A 21,892-nucleotide genomic window follows, 5' to 3' on the forward strand; every position below is an offset into this window, starting at 1 on the left:
CGCTTGCAAGGCATCAGCCTTGCTGCGCGCGGGCGCCTTGCATCCAGCCCCTTTGCGGGGCAACGCGACCCCTTGGATAGTGTTAACAGGCCCTGGCGCGCGTGGCGGAAGGCAGTTCGCCGAACAGCCGGCTGTAGTCGGCGGCGAAGCGCGACAGGTGCCAGAAGCCCCAGCGCGCCGCCACGTCGCCGATGCTGTCGCGCCGGTGCGTCTGGAGCTCGCGCCGCACCCGGTTCAGGCGCATCACGCGCAGGTAGGTCACGGGGCTCAGGTGCACCACGTCCTCGAAGGCGTACTGCAGCGCGCGGCGCGACACGCCGGTGGCCGCGCAGAGGTCGGGCACGCTGATGGCCTCGTCGGCATGGGCGCGCATGTATTCGCGCGCCAGCGCCACGATGTGGCGCCGCGCCACCGTGCCGGGCGGCAGCCGGGGTTCGAAGGCGTCGCAGCCGATGCAGTGCAGCACCGCGTCGGCCAGCGACAGCGACAGCATGTGGCGCGCCGCCGGCTGCTCGAGCTGCGCGAGGTTGCCGCGCGCCAGCGACAGCGCCGCGCCCAGCAGCTTCGACAGCTCGCTCTCGTCGAAGCCCGGCTGGCGCACCGGCGCGGGCTCGGGCAGGCGCAGCTCGAAGTCGGCGCCGAACAGCGTGGCCGCGAGCTCGGCCAGCGGCGCGGTGTCGATGCACACCGCCATCAGGTCCATGCCGGCGCCGGCCAGCAGTTCGAACTCGCGCTGCGGCGACAGCGCGATCAGGCGCCGGCCCTCGATCTCGTGGCCGCAGTACCAGCTGCCGCTGCCCGCGACCTCGGTGACGGCGAACGAAACCGTGCCCGGGCGGCCCTGGCCGTTCTGCAGCAGGGTCTGGTTCGCATGCTCGTGGAAGACCTGGACGAAGCCCAGGTGCAGGTCCTCGGACAGGCCCTCGAAGCGGCCGTTCGACAGCTGCTCGTAGTGCTGGTCCCAGTGGTCCAGGCTCGAGGCCTGTGCCTGGGCCTCGGCGTTCAGGTGGCGGGAGAAGTGAAGCTCGGTCATGGTCGGCGCGGACGCTGGCACGGCGGCCGTCGTCGAGCCGACGAGCAGGAACCGTGCCGATCAGCGCGCAGTCTGCAAGAAGCGCGGGCGCTTGACCATCTTGCTTACCCTCGGTCCGGCCGCCGCCTCATTCGGGCTGGAGCCCGATGTCCTTGACCAGCGCGCCCCAGTCGCGCAGGTCCTGGCGCAGGGTCGCGGCGAACTGCTCGGGCGTGTTCTGCGGCAGGTCGGTGAAGTTGAGCTCGCGCAGGCGCTGCACCACGGCCGGGTCGCGCAGCGCGCGGTTCACCGCCTCGTTGAGCTTCTTCACGACCGCCGGCGGCGTCTTCGCGGGCGCCAGCACGCCGTACCAGGCATAGGTGGTGAACGGGTAGCCGGACTCGGTCATCGTCGGCACCTCGGGCAGCATCGGGATGCGCGAGGGGCCACTGTTGGCCAGCGCCCGGAGCCGGCCGGCGCGCACCAGCTCCACCGTCGAGGACATGTCGGCGAAGGCCGCCTCGACCTGGCCGCCCATCAGGTCCTGCACGCAGGGGCCGCTGCCCTTGTAGGGCACGTGCTCGATCACCAGGCCGGCCTGCTTCTTGAGGCTTTCCATCGCCAGATGGCCGCCCGAGCCGTTGCCCCAGGAGCAGTAGCTGAGCTTGTCGGGCCGTGCCTTGGCATAGGCGACGAAGTCGGCCAGCGTCTTCACCGGCAGGTCGTTGCGCACCAGCAGCAGGTTGCCGCCGCGGCCGATCTGCGCCACCGGCGCGAAGTCCTTCACCGGGTCGTAGGGCAGCTTGCGGTAGAGGCTGGGGTTCACCACCATCGCGGCGGCATAGGTGAACAGCAGCCGGTAGCCGTCGGGCGCCGCGCGCGCCACCTGCTCGGTGCCGAGGATGCCGTTGGCGCCGGGCCGGTTGTCGACCACGAAGGGCTGCTTGAGCGACTTGCCCAATGCGTCGGCGACCAGCCGCGCGATGGTGTCGGTGCCGCCCGCGGCGGCCGTGGGCACGACCAGCGTGACGGGCTTGTCGGGATAGGCCTCGGCGCCCTGCGCGGCGGTCGTGGCCAGCAGGCCGGCGAGGCCGGCAAGGAACAGGCCGGTGCGGAGAAGGGATGCGGTCATGGATGCGGGTCCTCGGGAAGTCATTGGATACCGAAGCGCGCCTGCGTGCCCTGCTCGATCATGTCGGCGCTCACGCGGTAGAGGTTGCGCGACACGTAGCTGGGCACCTGCCGCGCGCGCTGGCGCAGCCACTCGGCCTTGAGCGCGCGTGCCTCGGCGAGCTCGGGCGCGTCGCCGCGCGCGGTGGCCAGCAGGTCGATCACGTGCAGCGCGAGCTGCCATTGCCCCTGCTGCGCCAGCGCGCGTGCCCGCGCGATCAGGCCGGCCTTGTCGGTGATGGCCTCGGCCACGGCCTGGCCGACGGCCTCGGGCGGCTCGGGATGCAGGCTGGTCGGGTTGCGGTCCCACCAGCCGTTCTCCGAGCGGTAGATGTCGCGCACGATGTAGGCCGGGTCGCCGTAGGTGGGCTTCATCCAGTCGACCGCGAACAGTTCGTCGGGGCAGCGGATGCGCGCCAGCAGCTCGCGCTCGTTGAGGCCCTCGTTCATCAGCCGCACCACCTCGGCGCGCAGCCAGCGCAGGGCGCGCGCCGTGTGCGTGAGCACGTGCCGCACCTGGTCCTCGCCCTCGAGCGTGGCGCCGAACTCGCGCACCGCCTTGCGCGCGCCGAGCGCGGCCAGCGCCTCGAGCGTGTCGGCCCAGCGCACCGTGTCGCGCAGGGTGCGAAAGGGCGTGCCGATGTTGGGGATCGAATCGATCAGCGCCGCGCCGCCGTAGAGCACGCGCTGCGCGGGGCTCCACAGCGCGATCGCGTCGTCGGTCTCCGAGGGCGCCCAGCGCAGCTCGATGGCGCGCTCGCCGTGGCCGATGGCCAGCCGCTCGTCGAAGGTCTCGGTCGGCGCATGCATCGACAGCCGCTGCGCGAAGAAGCCCGCGGGCCGGTTGAACTGGATCTCGGCCATGCGGTGCTGCAGCGCCTCGGTCTCGCGGTAGCGCGCGAGGCGCCGCGGCACGTTGCGGTGCGCGATCACGCGCGGCGGCGCATCGCCGCGCTGCGCCGCATGGGCCAGCCACATCGGCACGCCGGCGTTGTAGCCCACATGGCCGTGGCTGTAGCACAGCGCATGCAGCGGCGCGTCGCTGAGTTCGCGCACCGCGTCGATCATGCCCTGCGTCACCGCGCCGCCCGGGCCGGCGTCGATCACCACCAGGCCGACGTCGGTCTCGGCCACGAAGGACTGTCCCTGCCCGCGCAGGATGTGCAGGCCCGGCGCCACCGTCTCGGTGCCGCTGCCGACGATGAGGAAGGGCTTCTCCTGTTCCTGTGTGCTGCTCATGCGTCGTCTCCCAGTCGTTGAAGCGGCGGCAGCGCATAGCGGCCGTCGAGCATTTCCGCGCGCGGCACGTAGGCGCGCAGGCAGAGGTAGAAGGCGCCCGCGGGCGCGGGCAGCCAGTTCGCGCGCGCGGCCTCGTCCGCGGGCGCCGCATGCTGGATGTGCAGGGTGAGCCCGCCGTCGGCGTCGTGGCGCAGCGCCGGCGTGCGGTCGCCGATGGCGTAGCGGTCGATCGGGTTGTCGACCAGCATGCAGTCGCGGCTGTCGTACATCGTGAGCGACCAGAAGGCCTCGACCGGCGGCAGCTCGCCGGGCCCGAAGCGCAAGGTGTAGCGGTGGCTGCCGTGCAGCGCGCGGCCCGCGGCGTCGTGCCAGGCGAGCGGGTAGGTGGCCTCGCGGCTCTCGAGCATGCCGATGTACTTGAGCGCGACCAGCGCGCGCATCCGGTGGTCGTCGCCGAAGCTCGCTTCGACCGGCGGCATGGCCACCCAGCCGCTGGCGGCCGCGCGGCCGGCTTCCGTGGCACGCAGCCGTGGCAGCACGCGGGCCAGCGCGTCCTGCAGCCGGTCGCGCTGCGTGTCGTCGAGCGCACCGGCATCGGGGTGCAGGCCGAGCGCGGCGAAGCGTGCGAGTCGGTCGGCATCGCGCGCGGGCGGCGGGTTCTCGCGCAGCGCGCGCTGCACCTGCGTCGCGAAATGCCCGGCGTCCGGCGGTGCCTGCGGATCGCAGGCCGGATCGAAGGCCATCGGCCGGGGCGCCTTGCCGGCCTGCCAGTCGGCCAGCGTGCGCACCACGAAGCCGTCCTGCAGCGCATGCACCGCGGGCAGGTCGTGCGGCCCGTCGACCAGGATGCGGCCGATGACCCAGAGCCAGCGTGTGGGCGCCTCGATGCGCGCGCCGGGCGCGTCGAAGGCGGTCGGCAGCTCGCCGCGCCAGCCCGGCGGCACGAGCACGAAGGACCGCGCCGCCGTGCCCGTGAGCCGCTGGCCGATGTGGGCGAAGGGGTTGGTATAGAAGTCGAGCAGGCCCAGCACGTAGTAGCGCCCCGCGGTGTCGGGCACGTCGATCACCAGCGGGCCCGCGCCGAGGTCGAGCCAGGCGTTGGTGTAGAGCGTGTCGTTGTTCGGCGTCACGACGCGGCTCTTGCCCGGGCCCAGCAGCTTGCGCGCATGGGTGAACACGTTGCACCAGCGCCGCGGCGCCGGTGCCTCGCCGGCGGTCTCGCAGCGTTGCGGCGAGGTGGCCGCGCGCATGCGGCACATCTCGTACAGCGGCCAGGCGTAGACCACGGCCTCCTCGGCCAGGGTGTCGGTCACGGCGTCGATCGTCGCGGCCATGGCCTCAGTCCTCCTGCGGCTGCAGGGCCGGGATGCGCCAGGCGCGCACGCCTTCGCGCGGGTGGTACATGCGCAGGATCAGGTAGAAGCGGCCGGCCGGTGCGGGCAGCCAGTTGGCGGCATCGGCGGGCCGTGCATGGCCCAGCACCAGTTCCAGGCTGCCGTCGGCGCCGCGCGCGAGGCCCTGCGTGCGGTCGCCGATCGCATGGCGGCCGATGGCGTTGGGATAGAGGAAGCGGTCGCTGTCGTAGAGCGTCACCGACCAGAAGGCGTCGGCCGGCGGCAGGTCGTCGGCCTCGAAGCGCATCGCGTAGCGGCGCCGGCCGTCGAGCGGCTCGAGCGTCGCGTCGTGGTGCGAGGCGGCGTACACCGCCTCGCTGGTGGCCAGCGCGCCCAGGCCCAGGTAGGCGGTGCGCGCGCGGCCGAGGAACTCGCTGCCGTAGCGGCCGGTGGCGGGCGTCATGGCCCAGGCCTTGGGCCGGTGGTGCCGGCCCACCGCGCCGACCGCGCGCACGCCCTCGGCGAAACCTTCGACCAGGCCCTCGCGCAGCGGCGCGTCGAGCGTGTCCCACGCGAAGGCCGCGTCGGGCCGCAGCCCGGCCTGGCCGAACCAGGCCACCAGCGCGCGGTCCTCGACGCGGCCCGGCGCCTCGGCGAGCGCCTGGCAGAGGTTGGCGAAAAAGCGCGGCGCGACCTGCGCGGCCGGCTCGCCGTTCTCGAAGGCGGCCGCCATGGCATCGACCGGTTCGCCGACCCAGCGCTCGATCGCCGCCGGGCGGCCGCGCGGCACCGTGCCGGGCGCGGGCGCGAGCCGGATCTCGGACTGCAGCGCGCGCGCCGCGGGCCAGTCGGCCTCGTCGCCGACCAGGATGCGGCCGATCAGCCACACCAGGTCGGTCGGGCAGCGCACCACGCGGTGCGCGGCCAGCGTCTCGGGCACCGTGTCGCCCGGGCCCACGAGCACCACGGTCTCGCCCGCGGGATCGCAGTTGCGCGGCCCGAGGTTCTCGAAGTTCTCGGTGTAGGCGTCGTACAGCGGCAGCACGAAGTAGCGCCCCGGATGGCGCGCGGCCGCGGGCACGCTCAGCAGCATCGGGCCGTCGGCGAGGTGGATCCAGGCGATGGTGTAGAGCAGGTCGTTGGCCGGCGTCACCACGTCGCGGTCCTCGTGGGTCGAGGGGCGCGGCGCATGGTGCAGCGTGTTGATCGGCGCGCGCACGTCCGAGCCGGCCGAGGTGCCGATGCGGCGTTCGGCGCACGGCGCGGTCTGCAGCGCGCAGGTGCGATAGGTCTCGGTCAGCGGATAGCCGTAGACGAAGGCGGCGAGGCCGATCGAGCGCGCGAGCGCCTGGCGCGCGGCGTCGACGGTGGCCTGGGAGGCGGGAGCATTCATGGGGACGGAACCTCTTGGCTGGTGGCGATGAAGGAAAGGGAGGGCAATCAATCGAGCTTCACGCCCGTGGCCTGCGTGAGCCGCAGCGTCACGGGCAGGAAGGCGCGGTAGGCGGCGCTGGCTTCCGCAGGCAGATTGCCCACGGGTTCGGCGCCGAGTTCCTCGATGCGGCGCGCGACCTCGGGCTGGTGCACCACCGCGGCGACCTCGCGCCCGAGCCGCTCGACCACCGCGTCGGGCGTCTTCGCGGGCGCCATCAGCGAGGTCGGCCCGGTCAGCGCGTAGACCTCGTCGGCGAAGCCCTGCTCGGCGAAGGTCGGCACCTCGGGCAGCGCCTTGGCGCGGCGCGGCCCGGCGACCGCGAGCGCGCGCAGCTTGCCGGCCGCGATGTAGGGCTGCAGCGTGGCGATCGAGCCCACGGTCAGCTGGATCACGCCGCCGATCAGGTCGATCGCCATCGGGCTCTCGCCCTTGTAGGGCACGTGCAGCGTGCGCAGGCCGTAGGCGCGGTCCATGTAGACCTGGATCTGGTGCGGCTGCGTGCCCGGGCCCCAGGAGCCCATCGCGTACTTGCTGGGCGCGGCCTTCAGCACCGCGATCAGGCTGGCGACATCCTTGGCCGGCACCGAGGGATGCACCGCGAGCACGGTGCGCGTGGTCGCGATGTCCGAGACCATGCGCAGGTCGGTGCGCGGGTCGTAGGGCAGCTTGCCGTAGAGCACGATGTTGGCCGTGACCGGGCCCGGCACCGTCAGCAGCAGCGTGTGGCCGTCGGGCGCGCTCTTGGCGACGTAGTCGGTGCCGATGATCCCTCCCGCGCCGCTGCGGTTCTCGACCACCACGGGCTGGCCCAGCCGCTTCGACAGCCCCTCGGCGACCAGGCGCGCGAGGATGTCGGAGGAGCCGCCGGCCTGGTACTGCACGACGATGCGCAGCGGCTTCGACGGGAATTCGGCGCGGGCGCCGGCGGCCGCGAAGACCGCGAGCGCGCACAGCAGCAGGCGTCGCTTCGAGGGCGTCATGCGATGGCTCCTTCCGACGACGATGGGTCGCGGCCCACGATCAGCGCATCGACCGCCACGCAGCCGCCCTCGGCCTGCGGCCGCGCGATCAGCGGATTGATCTCGGCGCTCGCCAGCGAATCGCCGGCGCGCAGCGCGAAGTCGGCGAGCGCGCACAGCGCATCGGCGATCGACGCGAGGTCGACCGGCGCCTTGCCGCGCGCGCCGTCGAGGATCGCGAAGGCACGCAGCTCGCGCACCATCGCCAGCGTGTCCTCGCGCGTGACCGGCAGCACGCGCAGCGCCACGTCGCGCAGGGTCTCGACGTGGATGCCGCCGAGGCCGAACATCAGCACCGGCCCGAACACCGGGTCGCGGTGCACGCCCGCGATGCATTCGACGCCGCCGCTCGCCATGCGCGCCACCAGCGCGCCGTCGAGCCGTGCCTCGGGCCGCGCGCTCAGCGCATGGTCGCGCGTGCGCTCGAAGGCCGCGCGCGCCTGTGCCGCGCCCCGCAGGTCGAGCGCCACGCCGCCGACGTCCGACTTGTGCGGGATGTCGGCGCTCACGATCTTCAGCGCCACGGCACCGTCGAAGGCCTCGGCCGCCGCCGCGGCCTCGTCGGCGCTGTGCGCCACGCGGTGCGCGACCACGGGCACGCCGGCCCCGGCGAGCAGCGCGAGCGCCGCGGGCTCGGCCATCGCGCCGGGCGCGAGCACGATCGGATCGCCGGCGGGCCGTGCATCGGGCCCGGGCAGGGCGCCGGTCTTCAATCCCGCGAGCGCGGCGATGGTGCGGATGCCGTCCGACGGATCGGCGAACACCAGGCAGCGCAGGCCTTCGAGTTCGGCGCGGCGTTCGGGCGAGAGCAGCGTGCTGATCGCGAGCAGCGTGTCGGGATAGGCCGCGCGCAGCGACGCCACCAGCGCGCGCAGCGTGGGCCAGAATGCATCCGACGCGCCCGCGGCCGCGAGGAAGCCCAGCCACGAGGCGAAGCCGCGGTCGTCGAGCATCAGGCGCGCGCTGCGCTCGAGCAGGCTCATGTCGTTGGTGACCTGGCCCGTGATGTCGACCGGGTTGCGCGGCGCGGCGAACGGCACCCAGTCGCGCAGCGTGGCCTGCGCGGCCTCGCCGAGCGGCTGCACGTCGAGGCCCTGCGCCGAGGCGTCGTCGGCCATCAGCGCGCCCACGCCGCCCGACAGCGTGAACAGACCGATCGAGCGGTCGCGCGGCCGGCCGGCCACGGCGGCGCTGTGCGCCAGGTCGAAGAACTCGCCGAGGCTGCGCGCGCGCAGCACGCCGTAGCGGCGGAACACCGCGTCGTACACCGCGTCGTCGCCCGCGAGCGCCGCGGTGTGCGAGGCCGCGGCCTGCGCGCCCAGCGCGGTGCGGCCGACCTTGACCATCACCACCGGCTTGCCCGCGGCCTGCGCGAGCGCCAGCGCGGCGCGCAGCCGGGGGCCGTCGCGGCAGCCTTCCATGTAGCCCATGATCACGTCGGTGGCCGGGTCCTGCGCGAGCCAGGCCAGGCAGTCGGCGAACTGCAGGTCGGCCTCGTTGCCGGTGGTGGCCCACAGCGACAGGCCGACGCCGCGCTCGCGCGCCATCGCGTAGGCGTAGGCACCGAAGGCGCCCGACTGGCTCACCAGCCCGATGCGCCCCGGCGCCACGCGGCCCACGCCGGGCGCGGGCGAGAAGGTGGCGTAGACCTTGTGCGCGATGTTCATGAAGCCCAGGCAGTTGGGCCCGATGAGCCGCAGGCCGGCCGCGCGGGCCTTGGCGCCGAGCCGCGCCTGCGTGGCCGTGCCTTCGGCGCCGGTCTCGGCGAAGCCCGAGGAGAACAGCACCACGCCCTTGACCTTCGCTTCGATCGCGTCGTCGAGCGCCGCATCGACCAGCGCGGCCGGCACCGAGAGGATCGCGAGGTCCACCGGCTGGCCGATGGCGCGCAGGCTGGGCCAGGCCCGCAGGTCCTGGATGCGCTCGGCGTTCGGGTTGACCGGGTAGAGCGCGCCGTCGAAGCCGAAGCGGCGCTGGTAGTCGACCGGGATGCCGCCGATCTTCTGCGGGTTGGAGGAGGCGCCGACCACCGCGATGGAACGCGGCGCGAACAGGGCCGACAGGGATTCGGTCTGGGAGCTGAAGAAATCCATGGAAGAGGCGACGAGGGGTTTCAGAAGTTGTGGCGGATGCCGGTCGCGAGCACGCGCACGCCGTTGCCGCTGTCGGGCGCGACCGCGACCGTGGCGAGCGTGGCCGAGGCGCCATGCCGGTTGAGCAGCCGCAGCCAGCGCGCGTAGAGCACGGTGCGCTTGCTCAGGTAGTAGTCGTAGCCCAGGGTCCAGGCCAGCTGCGAACGCTCGCTCGCGTCCACCTTGCGCTGCATGGCCTCGAACATCAGGTTCGAGGCCGGCGTGATGTTGTAGGTGAGGCCGAGGCTCGCGAGCTTCGCGCTCGGCACGCCGGGCAGGCTCGAGCTGTTGCGCACGTAGTTGGCGTAGAGCTGCAGCCCGATCGCCTCCCAGTCGTAGGCCGCGCTCAGCGCCTGGTAGGTGCTGGTGCTCGGCTCGGCCACGGGCGCGGCGGCCGAACCCGAGCGCGCGCGCTGGAAGGCATAGCCCACGTAGTAGGGCTTGCGCCCCCAGCTGAGGCTGCCGCCGTAGAGCGTGCCGCTGCGGTGGCTCGCGGCGCTGGCTTCGCCGGGCGCATAGGCGATGTCGGCGTAGAAGTCGGCGATGGCCGGCGTGCGGTAGCGCACCATGTTGCTGGCGCGCGCCGCGAAGGGCAGCAGGCCGGGCTGCGCGTCGTTGGCGGCCACCAGGTTGATCGGCGAGAACACCGAGTTCACGCCATAGGGATCGGCCTTGAACAGCGTGTAGAACATCGGCGTGTACATGCGGCCCGCGTCGACCTGCCCCCAGGGCGTCGACAGGCCGACGAAGGACTGGCGCGTGAACGCGATCTCGGGACCGGCCAGCGTGCCCTTGCCGGTGTCGGGTGCGAAGCCGGCCTCGAGCGTGAAGTGCGCATCGAACCCGCCGCCCAGGTCCTCCGCGCCGCGAAAGCCGAGGCGCGACGCGGTCTGGCCGCCGTCCTCGAGCCGCGTCGAGGAGCTCGGTCCCGACTTCGCATGGGCCAGGTAGAGGTCGGCGGTGCCGAAGATCGTCACGCTGCCCTGTGCAAGCGCGAGCGAGGAGGAGGCCGCGAGCGCGAGGCCCGCGGCGGCTGTCTTCTTCATGTCGTGTTGTCTCCGGTGGGGCTTGCCGCCCCTCGAGGGCGGCTGCCGCTTGCGTGCTTGTCGGTGTCCGGTGCTTACGATAGAAACGACCGCCCCCCGAATCTGTCAAAGCGTTGACAGATTCCCGAACATCGCCGCAGGGAGAACCCGCTGACCCGACCGCGCAAGACCACCGAACGAGAGGCCGAGGAGAACGCCGCGCTGCTCGAGCGCGCGCTGCGCTGGAACGAGCTGTTCTCGCGCTGGCCCGATGCGCGCCGCGCCGAGCTCATGAAGTCGGCGCGGCTCGAGCGCTACGGCCGCCGCACGCAGGTGCTCGCGCACGACCGCCATCGGCGCGAGCTGCTGGTGGTGGTGTCGGGCTGCCTCGAGATCAGCAGCATGAGTCCGAACGGCCGCAAGTACGTGAACGCGCTGCTCGGCCCCGGGCAGGTGGCGCCGCTGGTGCGCCTGCTCGAGGAGGTGCCGCTGGCCTACGACTACCACGCGCACGAGGACTCGGTGATCGTGCACCTGCCGAGCGACGCGGTGCTGGCGGTGCTCGATGCCGAGCCGCTGCTGTGGCGCGACGTGGCCAAGCTCGGCCTGCAGCGCCAGCGGCTGAGCATCGTGCTGCTGCAGAACCAGATGCTCAACTCGATCCATGGCCGGGTGGCGGCCGCGCTGATGAACCTGGTGCACTTCTACAGCGGCCAGGGCGAGGACGGCGCGCCGCCGCTGGTGCGGCTGTCGCAGACCGACCTCGCGGCCATGCTCGGCCTGTCGCGCCAGACCGTCAACAAGGAGCTGGGGCGGCTGGTGGAAGAGGGCGCGATCGACATGCGCTACAAGCGCATCCGCATCGTCGACGCCGAACGGCTCGCGCGCATCGCGGCCGGCACCTGAATCAGGGGTGGATCTTCTCGCCCTTGGCGAGCATCTCGACGAACTGCGCGATGCGCCGCGCGCGGGTCTCGGGCTTCTTCGCGCTCTGGGTGCGGAACAGCACCGCGAAGCGGTTGCGCGCATCGAGCGCGGCGAAGAACTTCGCGGCTTTCCTGTTGGCGTCGAGCGCGGCCCGCAGGTCGGGCGGCACGGTCGCCACGCGCGAGGCCTCGTAGGCGGCCTCCCAGCGGCCGTCGGCCTTGGCGCGTTCGACCTCGGCCAGGCCACCCGGCTGCATGCGGCCTTCCTCGATCAGCTGCAGCGCCTTGGCGCGGTTGATCTGCGACCAGGTGCTGCGCTTCGTGCGCGGCGTGTAGCGCTGCAGGAAGTGCGTGTCGCTGTCGCTCTTGCGCTGGCCGTCGATCCAGCCATGGCACAGCGCGAGATCGAGGGCCTGCGCGGTATCGACCGAGGCGATGCCGCTGACCTTCTTCGCGAGCCGCAGCCAGACGCCGGCGTGGCTCGCATGGTGTCGCTCGTACCAGCGCGCGAGCGCGGCGGCGTCGGCGCATTCGATGGGCGTGTCGTCGACGATGCGCTCGGCCGTGGCGGCCGCCTTCTTCGCCGGGGCCTTCTTCGCCGCCGTCACGGCACCCACCAGTAGCGCAGCGCGTGGAAGAAGATCGGCGCCGCGAAGATCACCGAGTCGAGCCGGTCGAGCATGCCGCCATGGCCCTCGATCATCGACCCCCAGTCCTTCACGCCGCGGTCGCGCTTGATGGCCGACATCACGAGGCCGCCGAAGAAGCCCATCAGGCAGATGGTCAGCGACATCAGCGCGGCCTGCCAGGGGTTGAAGGGCGTGGCCCACGACAGCGCGGCGCCGAGCGCGGTGGCGCTCGCGATGCCGCCGATCAGGCCCTCCCAGGTCTTCGAGGGCGAGAGCTCGGGCGCCACCTTGCGCTTGCCGAACAGCTTGCCCCAGATGTACTGCAGCACGTCGCTGCCCTGCACCACGATCACGAGGAAGGCGATCAGCAGCAGGTTGCGGCCCTCGAAGCCCGGGATCTGCAGGGTGAGCAGCGCCGGCACGTGGCTGATGCAGAACACGCAGATCATCAGGCCCCACTGGATCTTCGAGGTGCGCTCGAGGAAGCGCTGCGTGTCGCCGCCCACGGCCGCGAGGATCGGCAGCACCAGGAAGGCATAGACCGGGATGAAGATCGAATAGAGGCCGTACCAGTCGATCCAGACCAGGAAGTACTGCACCGGCAGGCCGATGTAGAAGGCGGCCGCGATCGCGTGGTGGTCCCCGCGCCGGGTGTAGGCCAGGCTGATGAACTCGCGCAGCGCGTAGAACGAGATCAGGTAGAACAGCACGATCACGCCGCCCTTGCCGAAGGCGAAGGCCAGGCCGATCGCCGCCACCATCACCCACCAGGCATTGACGCGCGCATTGAGGTTGTCGATCACCGAATGCGGCTGGCCGTGTGCCACGCGCCACTTGAGCACGGCGCCGATGCCCGAGGCCAGCAGCAGCACGCCGAGCACGCCGCCGAACAGCTGCAGGGTGGTCTGCGCGAAGGGCGAGAGTTCGATCATGCGGCGCTCCCGGAGGCCGCCTTGGGCTTCTCGTCGAGGCGGTCGTACTCGGGCCGCAGGTCGAGCATGGCGGTGCGCGCACGCGCCAGGAAGCTCAGCTTGTCCTCGCCCTCGGCCAGCACGATCGGCGTGCCGAAGCGCACCGTGCAGGCCAGCGGGATCGGCACCAGCGTGCCCTTGGGCAGCACGCGCTTGAGGTTCTCGATCCACACCGGCACCAGCCGCACGTTGGGGCAGGCGCGCGCGAGGTGGAACAGCCCGCTCTTGAGCGGCAGCAGGATCTCGTCGCCGGTGTTGCGCGTGCCCTCGGGGAACATGATCAGCGAGTCGCCGGCCTCGAGCGCGGCCTTCATCTGCTCGACCGGGTTGTCGCCCTGGCCCGAGCCGTCGCGCCGGATCATCAGCGCGTTGAACACGTCGGCGCCGATGAACTGGCGCAGCTTCGAGGCCATCCAGTAGTCCAGCCCCGCCACCGGCCGCGTGAGCGCGCGCAGGTCGCTCGGCAGCGTGGCCCACAGCAGCACGAAGTCGCCATGGCTGGTGTGGTTGGCGAAGTAGAGCGTCTGCTCGGCCTTGGGGCTGGTGCCCGACCAGATGGCGCGCACGCCGGTCAGGAGGCCCGCGGCGCCGATGATCAGCTTGCCCGCGACCACGGCGAGCGCGCGGCGCACGATGCCGCTGTCGGGGCGCTTTTCTTCTGGGGGAGGAGAGACGTCGTTCAAGTGAGGTCCTGTGTCATGAGGGCGAGCAGGAACATCGCGCTCTGGCAGGCGACCACGATGGCGTGGCGCTGCAGCAGCTGGCGGGTGCCCTGCGCGCGGTCGGCCAGCGGCCGCGCGGCGGAAGATGCGTCGTCGGCGCGCAGCCCGAGCCGCGCCAGCGCCTGGTCGAGCGCCTCGAGCGAGGCGATGGTGCCGCGCGCGAGGTCGTCGAACAGCGCCTGGTCGAGCCGCAGCCGGAACGCGAAATAGCGCTCGAGCACGCCGAGGATGGCGACGGCGCCGAAGGCCATGCTCGGCGTGGTGGGCAGCGAGCGCAAGGTGAGCGCGAGCACGAGTGCCGCGATCGCGCTGAGCGCGAAACCCCAGAGGGCCAGCACGCCGGCCGCGCGCAGCAGGCCGGCGAGCGCGGCGCAGGTGGCGCGGTCGGTGTCATTCATGGGGCGCTGCTCCGGTGGGGACGCTGGGGGTGCCGAGCGGCGCGAGCGCGGCGAACCAGGCCGGCCGCAGCACGATCTGCGGCCGCGCGCGGCGCACCGCGGCCTCGGCCGTCGCCAGCCCGTCGGCGGCACTCGCCACGCCGTGCGTGCCGAGCCAGGCGATGGTCGCGGCCGCGCTGCGCGAGAAGCCGAGCGCGCAACAGACCCAGACCGGGCCGCCGCGCGCGGCGCGCCGCTGGCCCTCGATCACCGCGGCCGCGCGCCGCAGCCGCTGCGAGGCCGGCACCACGAGGTCGAGCAGCGGCACGCAGCGCGCGCCGGTGGTGCCGCCCGGCACCTGCAGCTCGGCGCAGAGGCTCACCAGCCGCGGCCGGCCCGCTGCCTGCCATTCGGCCGGCGTGGGCAGGCGGCCGAGCCAGAGCCCGGGCACCACCTCGGCCGCGGGCGGCAGTCCGCGCGTCCACAGCCGTGCGTTGAGCGCCGCGCCGAGCCGGTAGGGTGCGAACAGCCAACGCGCGGCCCAGCCCATGCGGCCCTGGCCGTCCATCTGGAAGCCGCGCGCGCCGAAGCCCGCGTAGTTGAGCGCCACCAGCGCCAGCGAGGCCGCGGGCCAGGCCAGCCACAGCGCCCAGCCGCCGCCCCACAGCGCGAGCGCAAGGCAGGCCAGGGCGCCCAGCGCATAGCAGGCCGCGAGCTTCCAGCGTTGCGGATCGCGCGCGAGCCGCCAGGCGCACGGCAGCGAGACCGTGCGCCGCAGCGGCCACAGCCAGGTGCAGACCAGGCCCAACAGCGCGCCGGTCGGGATGTCGATGAAATGGTGCTGCCAGGTGGTCAGCACCGAGGCGCAGATCGCGAAGGCCCACAGGTGCAGCACGGCGCACGCCCAGCGCGGCCGGATGAACTGCCGATACCAGTCCCACAGGATCACCGCCAGCGCGATGTGCAGCGAGGGCGCCTGGTTGTAGGGCTGGTCGAAGCCGCGCAGCGCCGCGAACAGGAAGGCTGGCGCGCCCTCGACCGCGGGCTGGCCGAAGCTGAAGTGCAGCGGCCAGATCACGAAGCAGCTGCAGGCGATCAGCGTGGCGCTGACCAGCCGCGCGCCGTGGCGGTCGAGCGTGTGGCGGTCGCGCGCGAGGAACAGCGACAGCGCGTAGAAGACGTTGATGGTCCAGTAGGGAAAGATGGTCCAGGGCCAGAACGGCACCTGGCGTTCCCACGCGAAGGCCATCGAGGGCACCTGCGCGCGCGTGGTGGCCCACCAGTTGGCGAGGCCGTAGGTCAGGTAGAACAGCGGCCCCAGCAGCACCAGCCAGCCGGCGGCACGCTTCCAGGGTCTTGCCGCGAACCAGGCGCGCATGGCGTTGCGGGCCCGCTCAGTGCTCGGTGCGCCGGGCCAGCGAGACGGTGAAGATGCCCCACTCGTCGCTGCGCTGGTCGATCTTGCGGAAACCCGCCTCCTCCACCAGCTGGTCCATCTCGACCTGCGTGCGGCGGCGCATCACCCAGGCCTCGCCCTGGCGGTGGCTGGTGAGCGCGCGCGCGATCATCTCGAGCTGCGGATGCCAGGGCTGGCCGGTGTAGACCAGCCAGCCGCCGTCCTCCACCGCGTCGCCCACGCCCGCGAGCGAGCGTCGCACCATCTCGTTGTCGGGGAACAGCTCGTACAGCCCCGACACCACCGCCAGCGTGGGCCGCGGCGTGACGCTCGCGAGGCTCATGCGGTCGAAGGCGTCGGCCTGCACGAACTGGGCGACGTCCTCCAGGCCCTTCTCGGCGATCAGCGCGCGACCGTCGCGCACGTTGATCTCGCTGTAGTCGCGCAGCAGGATCGAGCTGGCCTTGACCGGGCTCGCGAGCACCGCGTCGAGCACGTAGCGGCCATGGCCGGCCGCGATGTCCATCAGCCGCACCTCGCGGTGCATCTCGGCCAGCCGCTCCATCGCGATGCGCAGCAGCTCCTCGACGTGGATCTTGCGCTGCCGGATGCCGCGCCAGCCGATGGCCTCGAGGTAGTTGCGGTCGATCGCGCGGCCCAGCGCGCCCTTGCCCTGCGCGACATTGCGGTAGACGTAGTCGAGCGTGCTGCCCGAGTCGAAGCCGGTGTCGTGGCCCAGCTTCACGCCCTCGGACAGCCCGCCGCCGAAGCGCAGCCCGGCGCGCGTGAGCGACCAGTAGAGGCCGCGCGGCGACAGCGCCGGCAGCGGCGCGGCCAGCGCGCGCGATTCCTCGGCGGTCTCGCCCTCGAGGTGGGCGCCGCGGCGGTCGACCGGCGCGGGTGCCTCGTCGAACAGGCGCAGCACGAATTCGCGGATGGCCTGCACCGCGGGTGCGCGGTCCTTCTCGCCCAGCGTGTCGTGGAAGAAGCCCGGCAGCACCGTCTTGGTCTTGACCGCGCTGCCCAGCCGTTCGAAGAACTGGTGCTGCGGCTTGTGGTGCACCACCCAGTCGGCGCCCGAGATCAGGAGCTGCACCGGCAAGGTGATCGCGTTGGCGTCGGCCACCACGCGGTCGGCCGCCTCGTACAGGCCCAGCAGGATGTTGACCGCGATCGGCCGCGTGATCAGCGGGTCGCTCTCGTAGCTCGCGATGCGCGCGGGGTCGTGCGTGAGGAACTTGGCCTTGACGTAGCTGTTGACGAAGAACAGGCCGCGCAGCTTGTGCATCAGCGCCAGGCCCGGCCGCGCGAAGGGCACGTAGAGCTTGACCTTGAAGGCCGGCGAGGCCAGCGTGAGGCCGCGCACCTTGGGCGCGTAGTCGTGGGCCCAGGTCGCGACCAGCACCGCGCCCACGCTCTGCGCGATCACGTGGATGTCGTGCTCGGCCACGCCGTGCGCGCCGACGATGTGCTGCACGAAGGTCTGCACGTCGCGCACCGAGGTGCCGAAGCTGGGGCTGTAGCCGCGCTGGCCCGGCGAGCGGCCGTGGCCGCGCGCGTCCCAGGCGAAGACGTCGAAATCGGGCAGGTCGAGCTCGTCGACCAGGTGCGCCATGCGCGCGCCGTGCTCGTGGCCGCGGTGGAACAGCACGATGGCACCGCGCCGCGCGGGGCCGGTGGCCGGCCAGTGGCGGTAGAACAGCGATTCGCCGTCGTGGGTGCGGAACTGGCGCTCGGCCAGCGGCCGTTGCGTGAGGGGAGACGGCGAGGCGCCGGTGTCGGTGGTGTTGTCGTTCATTGAATCCCTGTTGTTTGTTTTGGTGTGGCGCCGTCCGCGGCCTCGGCTTCGGCGAGCGCGCGGCGCACGCGGTTGACCACGGTCCAGGCCACCAGCAGCGCCAGCAGCGGCATCAGCACCGCGGTCCAGCCCGGCAGCGGGCCGCCGAGCGCCACGTAGAGGCCGAGCGCGCCGAACACGAAGGCGCGGTCGCTCTTGCCGAGCGGCCCATCGTAGCGGCGCGATGCACCGACCGTGGGGCCGAGCGCGCCGGCGAATTCGCTGAGTCCGGCCAGCACGATCACGGTGCCGACCCAGAACGGGCTGAAGGGCTGCACCAGCACGAAGGGCAGGTACAGCGCGGCATCGGAGACCACGTCGGTGAGTTCGTTGAGGAAGGCGCCGAGCCGGCTTTGCTGGTGGTGCTCGCGCGCCAGCATGCCGTCGATGGCATTGAAGGCCATGCGCAGGAACATCCAGGCCGGGATCAGCCCGAAGGCCGCGAGCGAGGGCGCGGCCAGGTAGAGCCACAGCCCGATGGCCACCGAGACCACGCAGGCGCTCAGCGTGACCTGATTGGCGGTGACGCCCCGTGCATGCAGTCCGACCACGAGCGGCCGAAGCAGGGCCTGGAAACGCGGCTTCAGTTCGTAGATCGACACTGTTGTGATCCCCTCTTCATTCTGGTCGGGGCATTCTGCCAGTGCAGGCGAGCGCTCCTGTAGGCGCAGGTCCCGCCTGCAAAAGCCCGCGAAAACCCGCGAAAGGCCCTCGTGGCGCCGGGGCCGCGGGCCGTCCGTTGCGGCGATGCAGCCACTAAACTCGCCGCACCCCCCGCGCCCATGACCATCCAGACCGACGACTTCGCCCCCGCCCCGCAACGCGTGGTGTCCGCCGCGCCCGCCTCGCCCAACGAGGAGGCGATCGAGCGGGCCCTGCGCCCCAAGCTGCTCGACGAGTACGTCGGCCAGGCCAAGGTGCGCGAGCAGCTCGAAATCTTCATCGGCGCCGCGCGCAAGCGCCGCGAGGCGCTCGACCACGTGCTGCTGTTCGGCCCGCCGGGCCTGGGCAAGACCACGCTGTCGCACATCATCGCGGCCGAGCTCGGCGTGAACCTGCGCCAGACCTCGGGCCCGGTGCTCGAGAAGCCCAAGGACCTGGCGGCGCTGCTGACCAACCTCGAGCCCAACGACGTGCTGTTCATCGACGAGATCCACCGGCTCAGTCCGGTGGTCGAGGAAATCCTCTACCCGGCGCTCGAGGACTACCAGATCGACATCATGATCGGCGAGGGCCCGGCCGCGCGCAGCATCAAGCTCGACCTGCAGCCCTTCACGCTGGTGGGCGCCACCACGCGCGCGGGCATGCTCACCAACCCGCTGCGCGACCGCTTCGGCATCGTCGCGCGGCTGGAGTTCTACACGCCCGAGGAGCTCGCGCTGATCGTGCGCCGCAGCGCCGGCCTGCTCAAGGTCGAGACCGACGAGACCGGCGGCTTCGAGATCGCGCGCCGCTCGCGCGGCACGCCGCGCATCGCCAACCGGCTGCTGCGCCGCGTGCGCGACTACGCCGAGGTCAAGGGCGACGGCCGCATCACCGAGGAGATCGCGCACAAGGCGCTGGCCATGCTCGACGTCGACCCGCAGGGCTTCGACCTGATGGACCGCAAGCTGCTCGAGGCCGTGGTGCACCGCTTCGACGGCGGCCCGGTGGGACTCGACAACGTCGCGGCCAGCATCGGCGAGGAGCGCGACACCATCGAGGACGTGATCGAGCCCTACCTGATCCAGCAGGGCTACCTGCAGCGCACGCCGCGCGGGCGCATCGCCACGCTGGCGGCCTACCGCCACCTCGGCGTGACGCCGCCGTCGAGCCGCGCCGAGGGCCAGGACCTGTTCGGCAGCTGAGAGACTTTTCACCATGCACACCCATGACCTGAGCGCGTGGCAGCACGAGCACCACTTCGGCAGCGACAACGAACGCGCCGAGCGCAGCACGCGGCTCGTGATGTGGATCACCGCCGCGATGATGGCGATCGAGATCGGCGCCGGCTGGTGGTTCAACTCGATGGCGCTGCTGGCCGACGGCTGGCACATGAGCTCGCACGCGCTGGCCATCGGCCTGAGCGCCTTCGCCTATGCGGCCGCGCGGCGCTATGCGCGCGACCCGCGCTTCGCCTTCGGCACCTGGAAGATCGAGGTGCTCGGCGGCTTCGCGAGCGCGCTGGTGCTGCTGGGCATCGCGGCGCTGATGGTGGTGGGCTCGCTCGAGCGGCTGTGGTCGCCGTCGGCGATCCACTATCCCGAGGCGATCTCGGTGGCGGTGCTGGGGCTGGTGGTCAACCTGGTCTGCGCGCGGCTGCTGGGCGGGGCGCACCACCACCCTGGCCACGACCACGGGCATGCGCACGACCACGATCACGACCATCACCACGCGCACGGCGAGCATGGCCACGACCTGAACCTGCGCTCGGCCTACATCCATGTCGTGGCCGATGCCGCGACCTCGGTGCTCGCGATCGCGGCGCTGCTGGGCGGCTGGTTCTACGGCTGGGCCTGGCTCGACCCGGCAATGGGCATCGTCGGCGCGGTGCTGGTCGCGGTCTGGGCCAAGGGGCTGCTGAAGGAAACCGGCAAGGTGCTGCTCGACCGCGAGATGGACCACCCGGTGGCCGAGGAGATCCGCGAGGGCATCGAGGCCGGCCTGGCCGATTCGCTGACCCGAGTGGCCGACCTGCACGTGTGGCGCGTGGGCCGCGAGGCTTATGCCTGCGCGCTCACGGTGGTCACCCATTCGGCCACGCTCACGGCCGACCAGGTGCGGGCCTGCTTCTCGATGCACGAGGAGATCCGGCACTCGACGGTCGAGATCCAGCGCTGCCACGACTGACGCGACCGCTGGCGCACGGCGTCAGCCCGGCGGCCGCGCATGCCGCACGATCAGCGTCTGCGCCACGTAGTAGGTCGCGAGCACCCACAGCTGTGCCAGCGGCAGCGGCGCCACGAAGCGGTTGGTCGCGAGCAGCGCGTCGCTCAGCATGAAGCAGCAGGCGCCCGCCGCCACCCAGCCCGCGGGCCATCCAGCCGCTGTGTCGCGCAGCACGAAGGCCCGGCCTAACGCCTGGGCCGCCATGCAGGCGATCACCAGCACGTAGAGCGCGACCGGGATGCGCAGCGCGGCCGGCAGCCCGCCCTGCCACAGGAAGGCGTACATCGCCGCGCCGATCGCCAGCGTGACCGCCAGCGCCGCCGGCCGCGGGAAGAAGCCGACGCCGAGGCGGAACACGCCGATGTAGGCCAGGTGTGCGAGCAGGAAGCACACGAGGCCGGGCACGAACATCGAGGCCGGGCCCATCAGCAGCACGTCGCCCGCGAGCGAGCCGACCAGGCCCGCGACCAGCAGCAGGTCGAAGCGCGTCATGCCGCCGGGCCGCGCCAGCGCGCGCCGCGCGGCGATGAAGACCGCGATCGCGAGCGCCAGCGGCTTGGTCGCGTGGTGCAGCCAGGGCAGGCCGAGCGCGGCGCTCGCGGTCGCCAGCGCGGCGGCTTCCACCAGCAGGGCCTCGGCGATCGAGAGCCGCCCCTGCAGCACGCCGCCGATGGCCCACAGCGCGGCGGTGAGCGCGGCCAGCCACACGCTCGAGCGCGAGAGCGGCATGCCGTCGGAGAACCAGAGGAACACCGCCACGGCCGCGAGCAGCAGCAGGAACTGCACGCCCGCGAACCACTGCACGCCGCGGCCCACTTCGGGCTCGTAGCGCCGCACCTGCGCGATGTCGAAGGCCGGCTTCGGAAAGCGCGCCGCCACGTCGGCCGGCCGCCAGCCCGGCGGCTTGAGCCACACGCGCAGCTTGTCGCCCCAGCTGCGCGCATGCCACGAATCCTTGGCCAGGCCCCAGTAGACCTCGGCGTTGGCCCACAGCGGGTCCCAGCTCGCGAGCGGGCTGCGCGTGCCGTAGACGCAGCGCTCGTCCTCTTCCTTGAAGCTGCCGAACAGCCGGTCCCAGACGATCAGGATGCCGCCGTAGTTGCGGTCGAGGTAGCGGTCGTTGACCGCGTGGTGCACGCGGTGGTTCGAGGGCGAGCAGAACCAGCGGTCGAACCAGCCGAGCTTGCCGACCTGCTCGGTGTGGACCCAGAACTGGTAGAGCAGGTCGACCAGCGACACCACGGCGAACACCAGCGGCGGCACGCCCGCGGCCGCCATCGGCAGGTAGAAGATCCAGCCCAGCAGCGCGCCGCTCGAGGTCTGGCGCAGCGCGGTCGACAGGTTGTAGTGCTGGCTCTGGTGGTGCACCACGTGCGCGGCCCACAGCACGGCCGACTCGTGGCCCATGCGGTGCAGCCAGTAGTAGCAGAAGTCGTAGAACACCAGCGCCAGCAGCCAGCCGTACCAGGTGGTCCAGAAGTCGGTGTCGGGGAACAGCGCCACGGCCGAGTACACCGCGGTGTAGATGCCGATGCGCAGCAGGCCGGTGAGCACCGCGCTGATCTGGCTCAGCATGCCCAGGCCGATGCTGTTGACCGCGTCGGCGAGGCGGTAGGTGTCCTGCCCCGTGCCGCGGCGCGCGCGCACGCGGCCGACCGCGAACTCGATCGCGATCAGCAGGAAGAAGACGGGGGTCGCGAGGACGATGATCTGGCCAGGGCGCATCGCGCGATTGTGGGCCGCGCGCGCGTGGGGACGTCATCGGGATGTCACGCACTTGCCATGGCCAGGTCACGCAAG

General features: G+C 72.2%; 19 protein-coding genes. 3 read left to right on the forward strand and 16 right to left on the reverse strand.

Features of this window, described 5'->3' with window-relative positions:
* Positions 1 to 82 precede the first annotated feature (82 nt).
* From AC07PU_RS37245 to AC07PU_RS37280, 8 genes are all read right to left on the reverse strand, one after another.
* Complete coding sequence (locus AC07PU_RS37245; protein WP_495323028.1) at positions 83 to 1,033, reverse strand: helix-turn-helix domain-containing protein; 951 nt, start codon at positions 1,031 to 1,033, stop codon at positions 83 to 85.
* 127 nt (positions 1,034 to 1,160) lie between these two features.
* The gene (locus tag AC07PU_RS37250; RefSeq protein ID WP_495323029.1) at positions 1,161 to 2,144 is read right to left on the reverse strand and encodes a Bug family tripartite tricarboxylate transporter substrate binding protein; all 984 of its coding nucleotides are present in this window, start codon (positions 2,142 to 2,144) and stop codon (positions 1,161 to 1,163) included.
* A 20-nt stretch (positions 2,145 to 2,164) separates the two neighbouring features.
* Complete coding sequence (locus AC07PU_RS37255) at positions 2,165 to 3,421, reverse strand: alkyl sulfatase dimerization domain-containing protein (RefSeq protein WP_296782975.1); 1,257 nt, start codon at positions 3,419 to 3,421, stop codon at positions 2,165 to 2,167.
* Positions 3,418 to 4,755 carry a DUF1254 domain-containing protein gene (locus AC07PU_RS37260; protein WP_495323031.1) on the reverse strand — a complete coding sequence of 446 codons (1,338 nt, stop codon included), beginning with the start codon at positions 4,753 to 4,755 and terminating at the stop codon, positions 3,418 to 3,420. The genes AC07PU_RS37255 and AC07PU_RS37260 overlap by 4 nt, the downstream gene beginning before the upstream one ends.
* Before the next feature lie 4 nt (positions 4,756 to 4,759).
* A complete protein-coding gene (locus tag AC07PU_RS37265; protein WP_495323032.1) occupies positions 4,760 to 6,148 on the reverse strand; it encodes a DUF1254 domain-containing protein in 1,389 nt (462 codons plus the stop codon).
* Between the two features lie 47 nt (positions 6,149 to 6,195).
* Complete coding sequence (locus AC07PU_RS37270) at positions 6,196 to 7,170, reverse strand: Bug family tripartite tricarboxylate transporter substrate binding protein (RefSeq protein WP_495323034.1); 975 nt, start codon at positions 7,168 to 7,170, stop codon at positions 6,196 to 6,198.
* Positions 7,167 to 9,302, reverse strand: a complete 2,136-nt coding sequence (locus AC07PU_RS37275; protein ID WP_495323035.1) for an acetate--CoA ligase family protein — start codon at positions 9,300 to 9,302, stop codon at positions 7,167 to 7,169. The genes AC07PU_RS37270 and AC07PU_RS37275 overlap by 4 nt, the downstream gene beginning before the upstream one ends.
* 20 nt (positions 9,303 to 9,322) lie before the next feature.
* The gene (locus AC07PU_RS37280; RefSeq protein WP_495323036.1) at positions 9,323 to 10,387 is read right to left on the reverse strand and encodes a porin; all 1,065 of its coding nucleotides are present in this window, start codon (positions 10,385 to 10,387) and stop codon (positions 9,323 to 9,325) included.
* 270 nt (positions 10,388 to 10,657) lie between these two features.
* On the opposite strand from AC07PU_RS37280, the gene AC07PU_RS37285 reads away from it, so the two are divergent.
* Complete coding sequence (locus AC07PU_RS37285) at positions 10,658 to 11,272, forward strand: Crp/Fnr family transcriptional regulator (RefSeq protein WP_256222739.1); 615 nt, start codon at positions 10,658 to 10,660, stop codon at positions 11,270 to 11,272.
* A gap of 1 nt (position 11,273) precedes the next feature.
* On the opposite strand, the gene AC07PU_RS37290 is transcribed toward AC07PU_RS37285, so the two are convergent.
* From AC07PU_RS37290 to AC07PU_RS37320, 7 genes are read right to left on the reverse strand one after another with little or no spacing between them, the layout of a single operon-like run.
* Positions 11,274 to 11,900 carry a YdeI/OmpD-associated family protein gene (locus tag AC07PU_RS37290; RefSeq protein ID WP_495323037.1) on the reverse strand — a complete coding sequence of 209 codons (627 nt, stop codon included), beginning with the start codon at positions 11,898 to 11,900 and terminating at the stop codon, positions 11,274 to 11,276.
* Complete coding sequence (locus tag AC07PU_RS37295) at positions 11,897 to 12,853, reverse strand: phosphatidate cytidylyltransferase (protein WP_093348006.1); 957 nt, start codon at positions 12,851 to 12,853, stop codon at positions 11,897 to 11,899. The genes AC07PU_RS37290 and AC07PU_RS37295 overlap by 4 nt, the downstream gene beginning before the upstream one ends.
* Positions 12,850 to 13,527: a lysophospholipid acyltransferase family protein gene (locus tag AC07PU_RS37300; RefSeq protein ID WP_495323089.1), complete on the reverse strand. Its 678-nt coding sequence runs from the start codon at positions 13,525 to 13,527 to the stop codon at positions 12,850 to 12,852. Before AC07PU_RS37300 ends, AC07PU_RS37295 begins: the two co-directional genes overlap by 4 nt.
* Positions 13,528 to 13,571: 44 nt before the next feature.
* The gene (locus AC07PU_RS37305) at positions 13,572 to 14,012 is read right to left on the reverse strand and encodes a hypothetical protein (protein WP_093347998.1); all 441 of its coding nucleotides are present in this window, start codon (positions 14,010 to 14,012) and stop codon (positions 13,572 to 13,574) included.
* Positions 14,005 to 15,369 carry a phosphatase PAP2/dual specificity phosphatase family protein gene (locus AC07PU_RS37310; protein ID WP_495323038.1) on the reverse strand — a complete coding sequence of 455 codons (1,365 nt, stop codon included), beginning with the start codon at positions 15,367 to 15,369 and terminating at the stop codon, positions 14,005 to 14,007. The genes AC07PU_RS37305 and AC07PU_RS37310 overlap by 8 nt, the downstream gene beginning before the upstream one ends.
* A gap of 16 nt (positions 15,370 to 15,385) precedes the next feature.
* A complete protein-coding gene (locus tag AC07PU_RS37315) occupies positions 15,386 to 17,185 on the reverse strand; it encodes a bifunctional alpha/beta hydrolase/class I SAM-dependent methyltransferase (RefSeq protein WP_495323039.1) in 1,800 nt (599 codons plus the stop codon).
* A complete protein-coding gene (locus tag AC07PU_RS37320) occupies positions 17,182 to 17,826 on the reverse strand; it encodes a CDP-alcohol phosphatidyltransferase family protein (RefSeq protein ID WP_495323040.1) in 645 nt (214 codons plus the stop codon). The genes AC07PU_RS37315 and AC07PU_RS37320 overlap by 4 nt, the downstream gene beginning before the upstream one ends.
* 180 nt (positions 17,827 to 18,006) lie before the next feature.
* On the opposite strand from AC07PU_RS37320, the gene ruvB reads away from it, so the two are divergent.
* Positions 18,007 to 19,071, forward strand: coding sequence for a Holliday junction branch migration DNA helicase RuvB (ruvB, locus tag AC07PU_RS37325; protein ID WP_208513869.1), 1,065 nt, complete (start codon positions 18,007 to 18,009; stop codon positions 19,069 to 19,071).
* A 13-nt stretch (positions 19,072 to 19,084) separates the two neighbouring features.
* On the forward strand, positions 19,085 to 20,053 hold the full coding sequence (dmeF, locus tag AC07PU_RS37330) for a CDF family Co(II)/Ni(II) efflux transporter DmeF (RefSeq protein ID WP_495323041.1): 969 nt from the start codon (positions 19,085 to 19,087) through the stop codon (positions 20,051 to 20,053).
* Positions 20,054 to 20,074: 21 nt separating this feature from the next.
* On the opposite strand, the gene AC07PU_RS37335 is transcribed toward dmeF, so the two are convergent.
* On the reverse strand, positions 20,075 to 21,817 hold the full coding sequence (locus tag AC07PU_RS37335; protein WP_495323042.1) for a lysoplasmalogenase family protein: 1,743 nt from the start codon (positions 21,815 to 21,817) through the stop codon (positions 20,075 to 20,077).
* Positions 21,818 to 21,892 lie beyond the last annotated feature (75 nt).

Source organism: Variovorax sp. GW821-FHT10D07 (assembly GCF_059415325.1).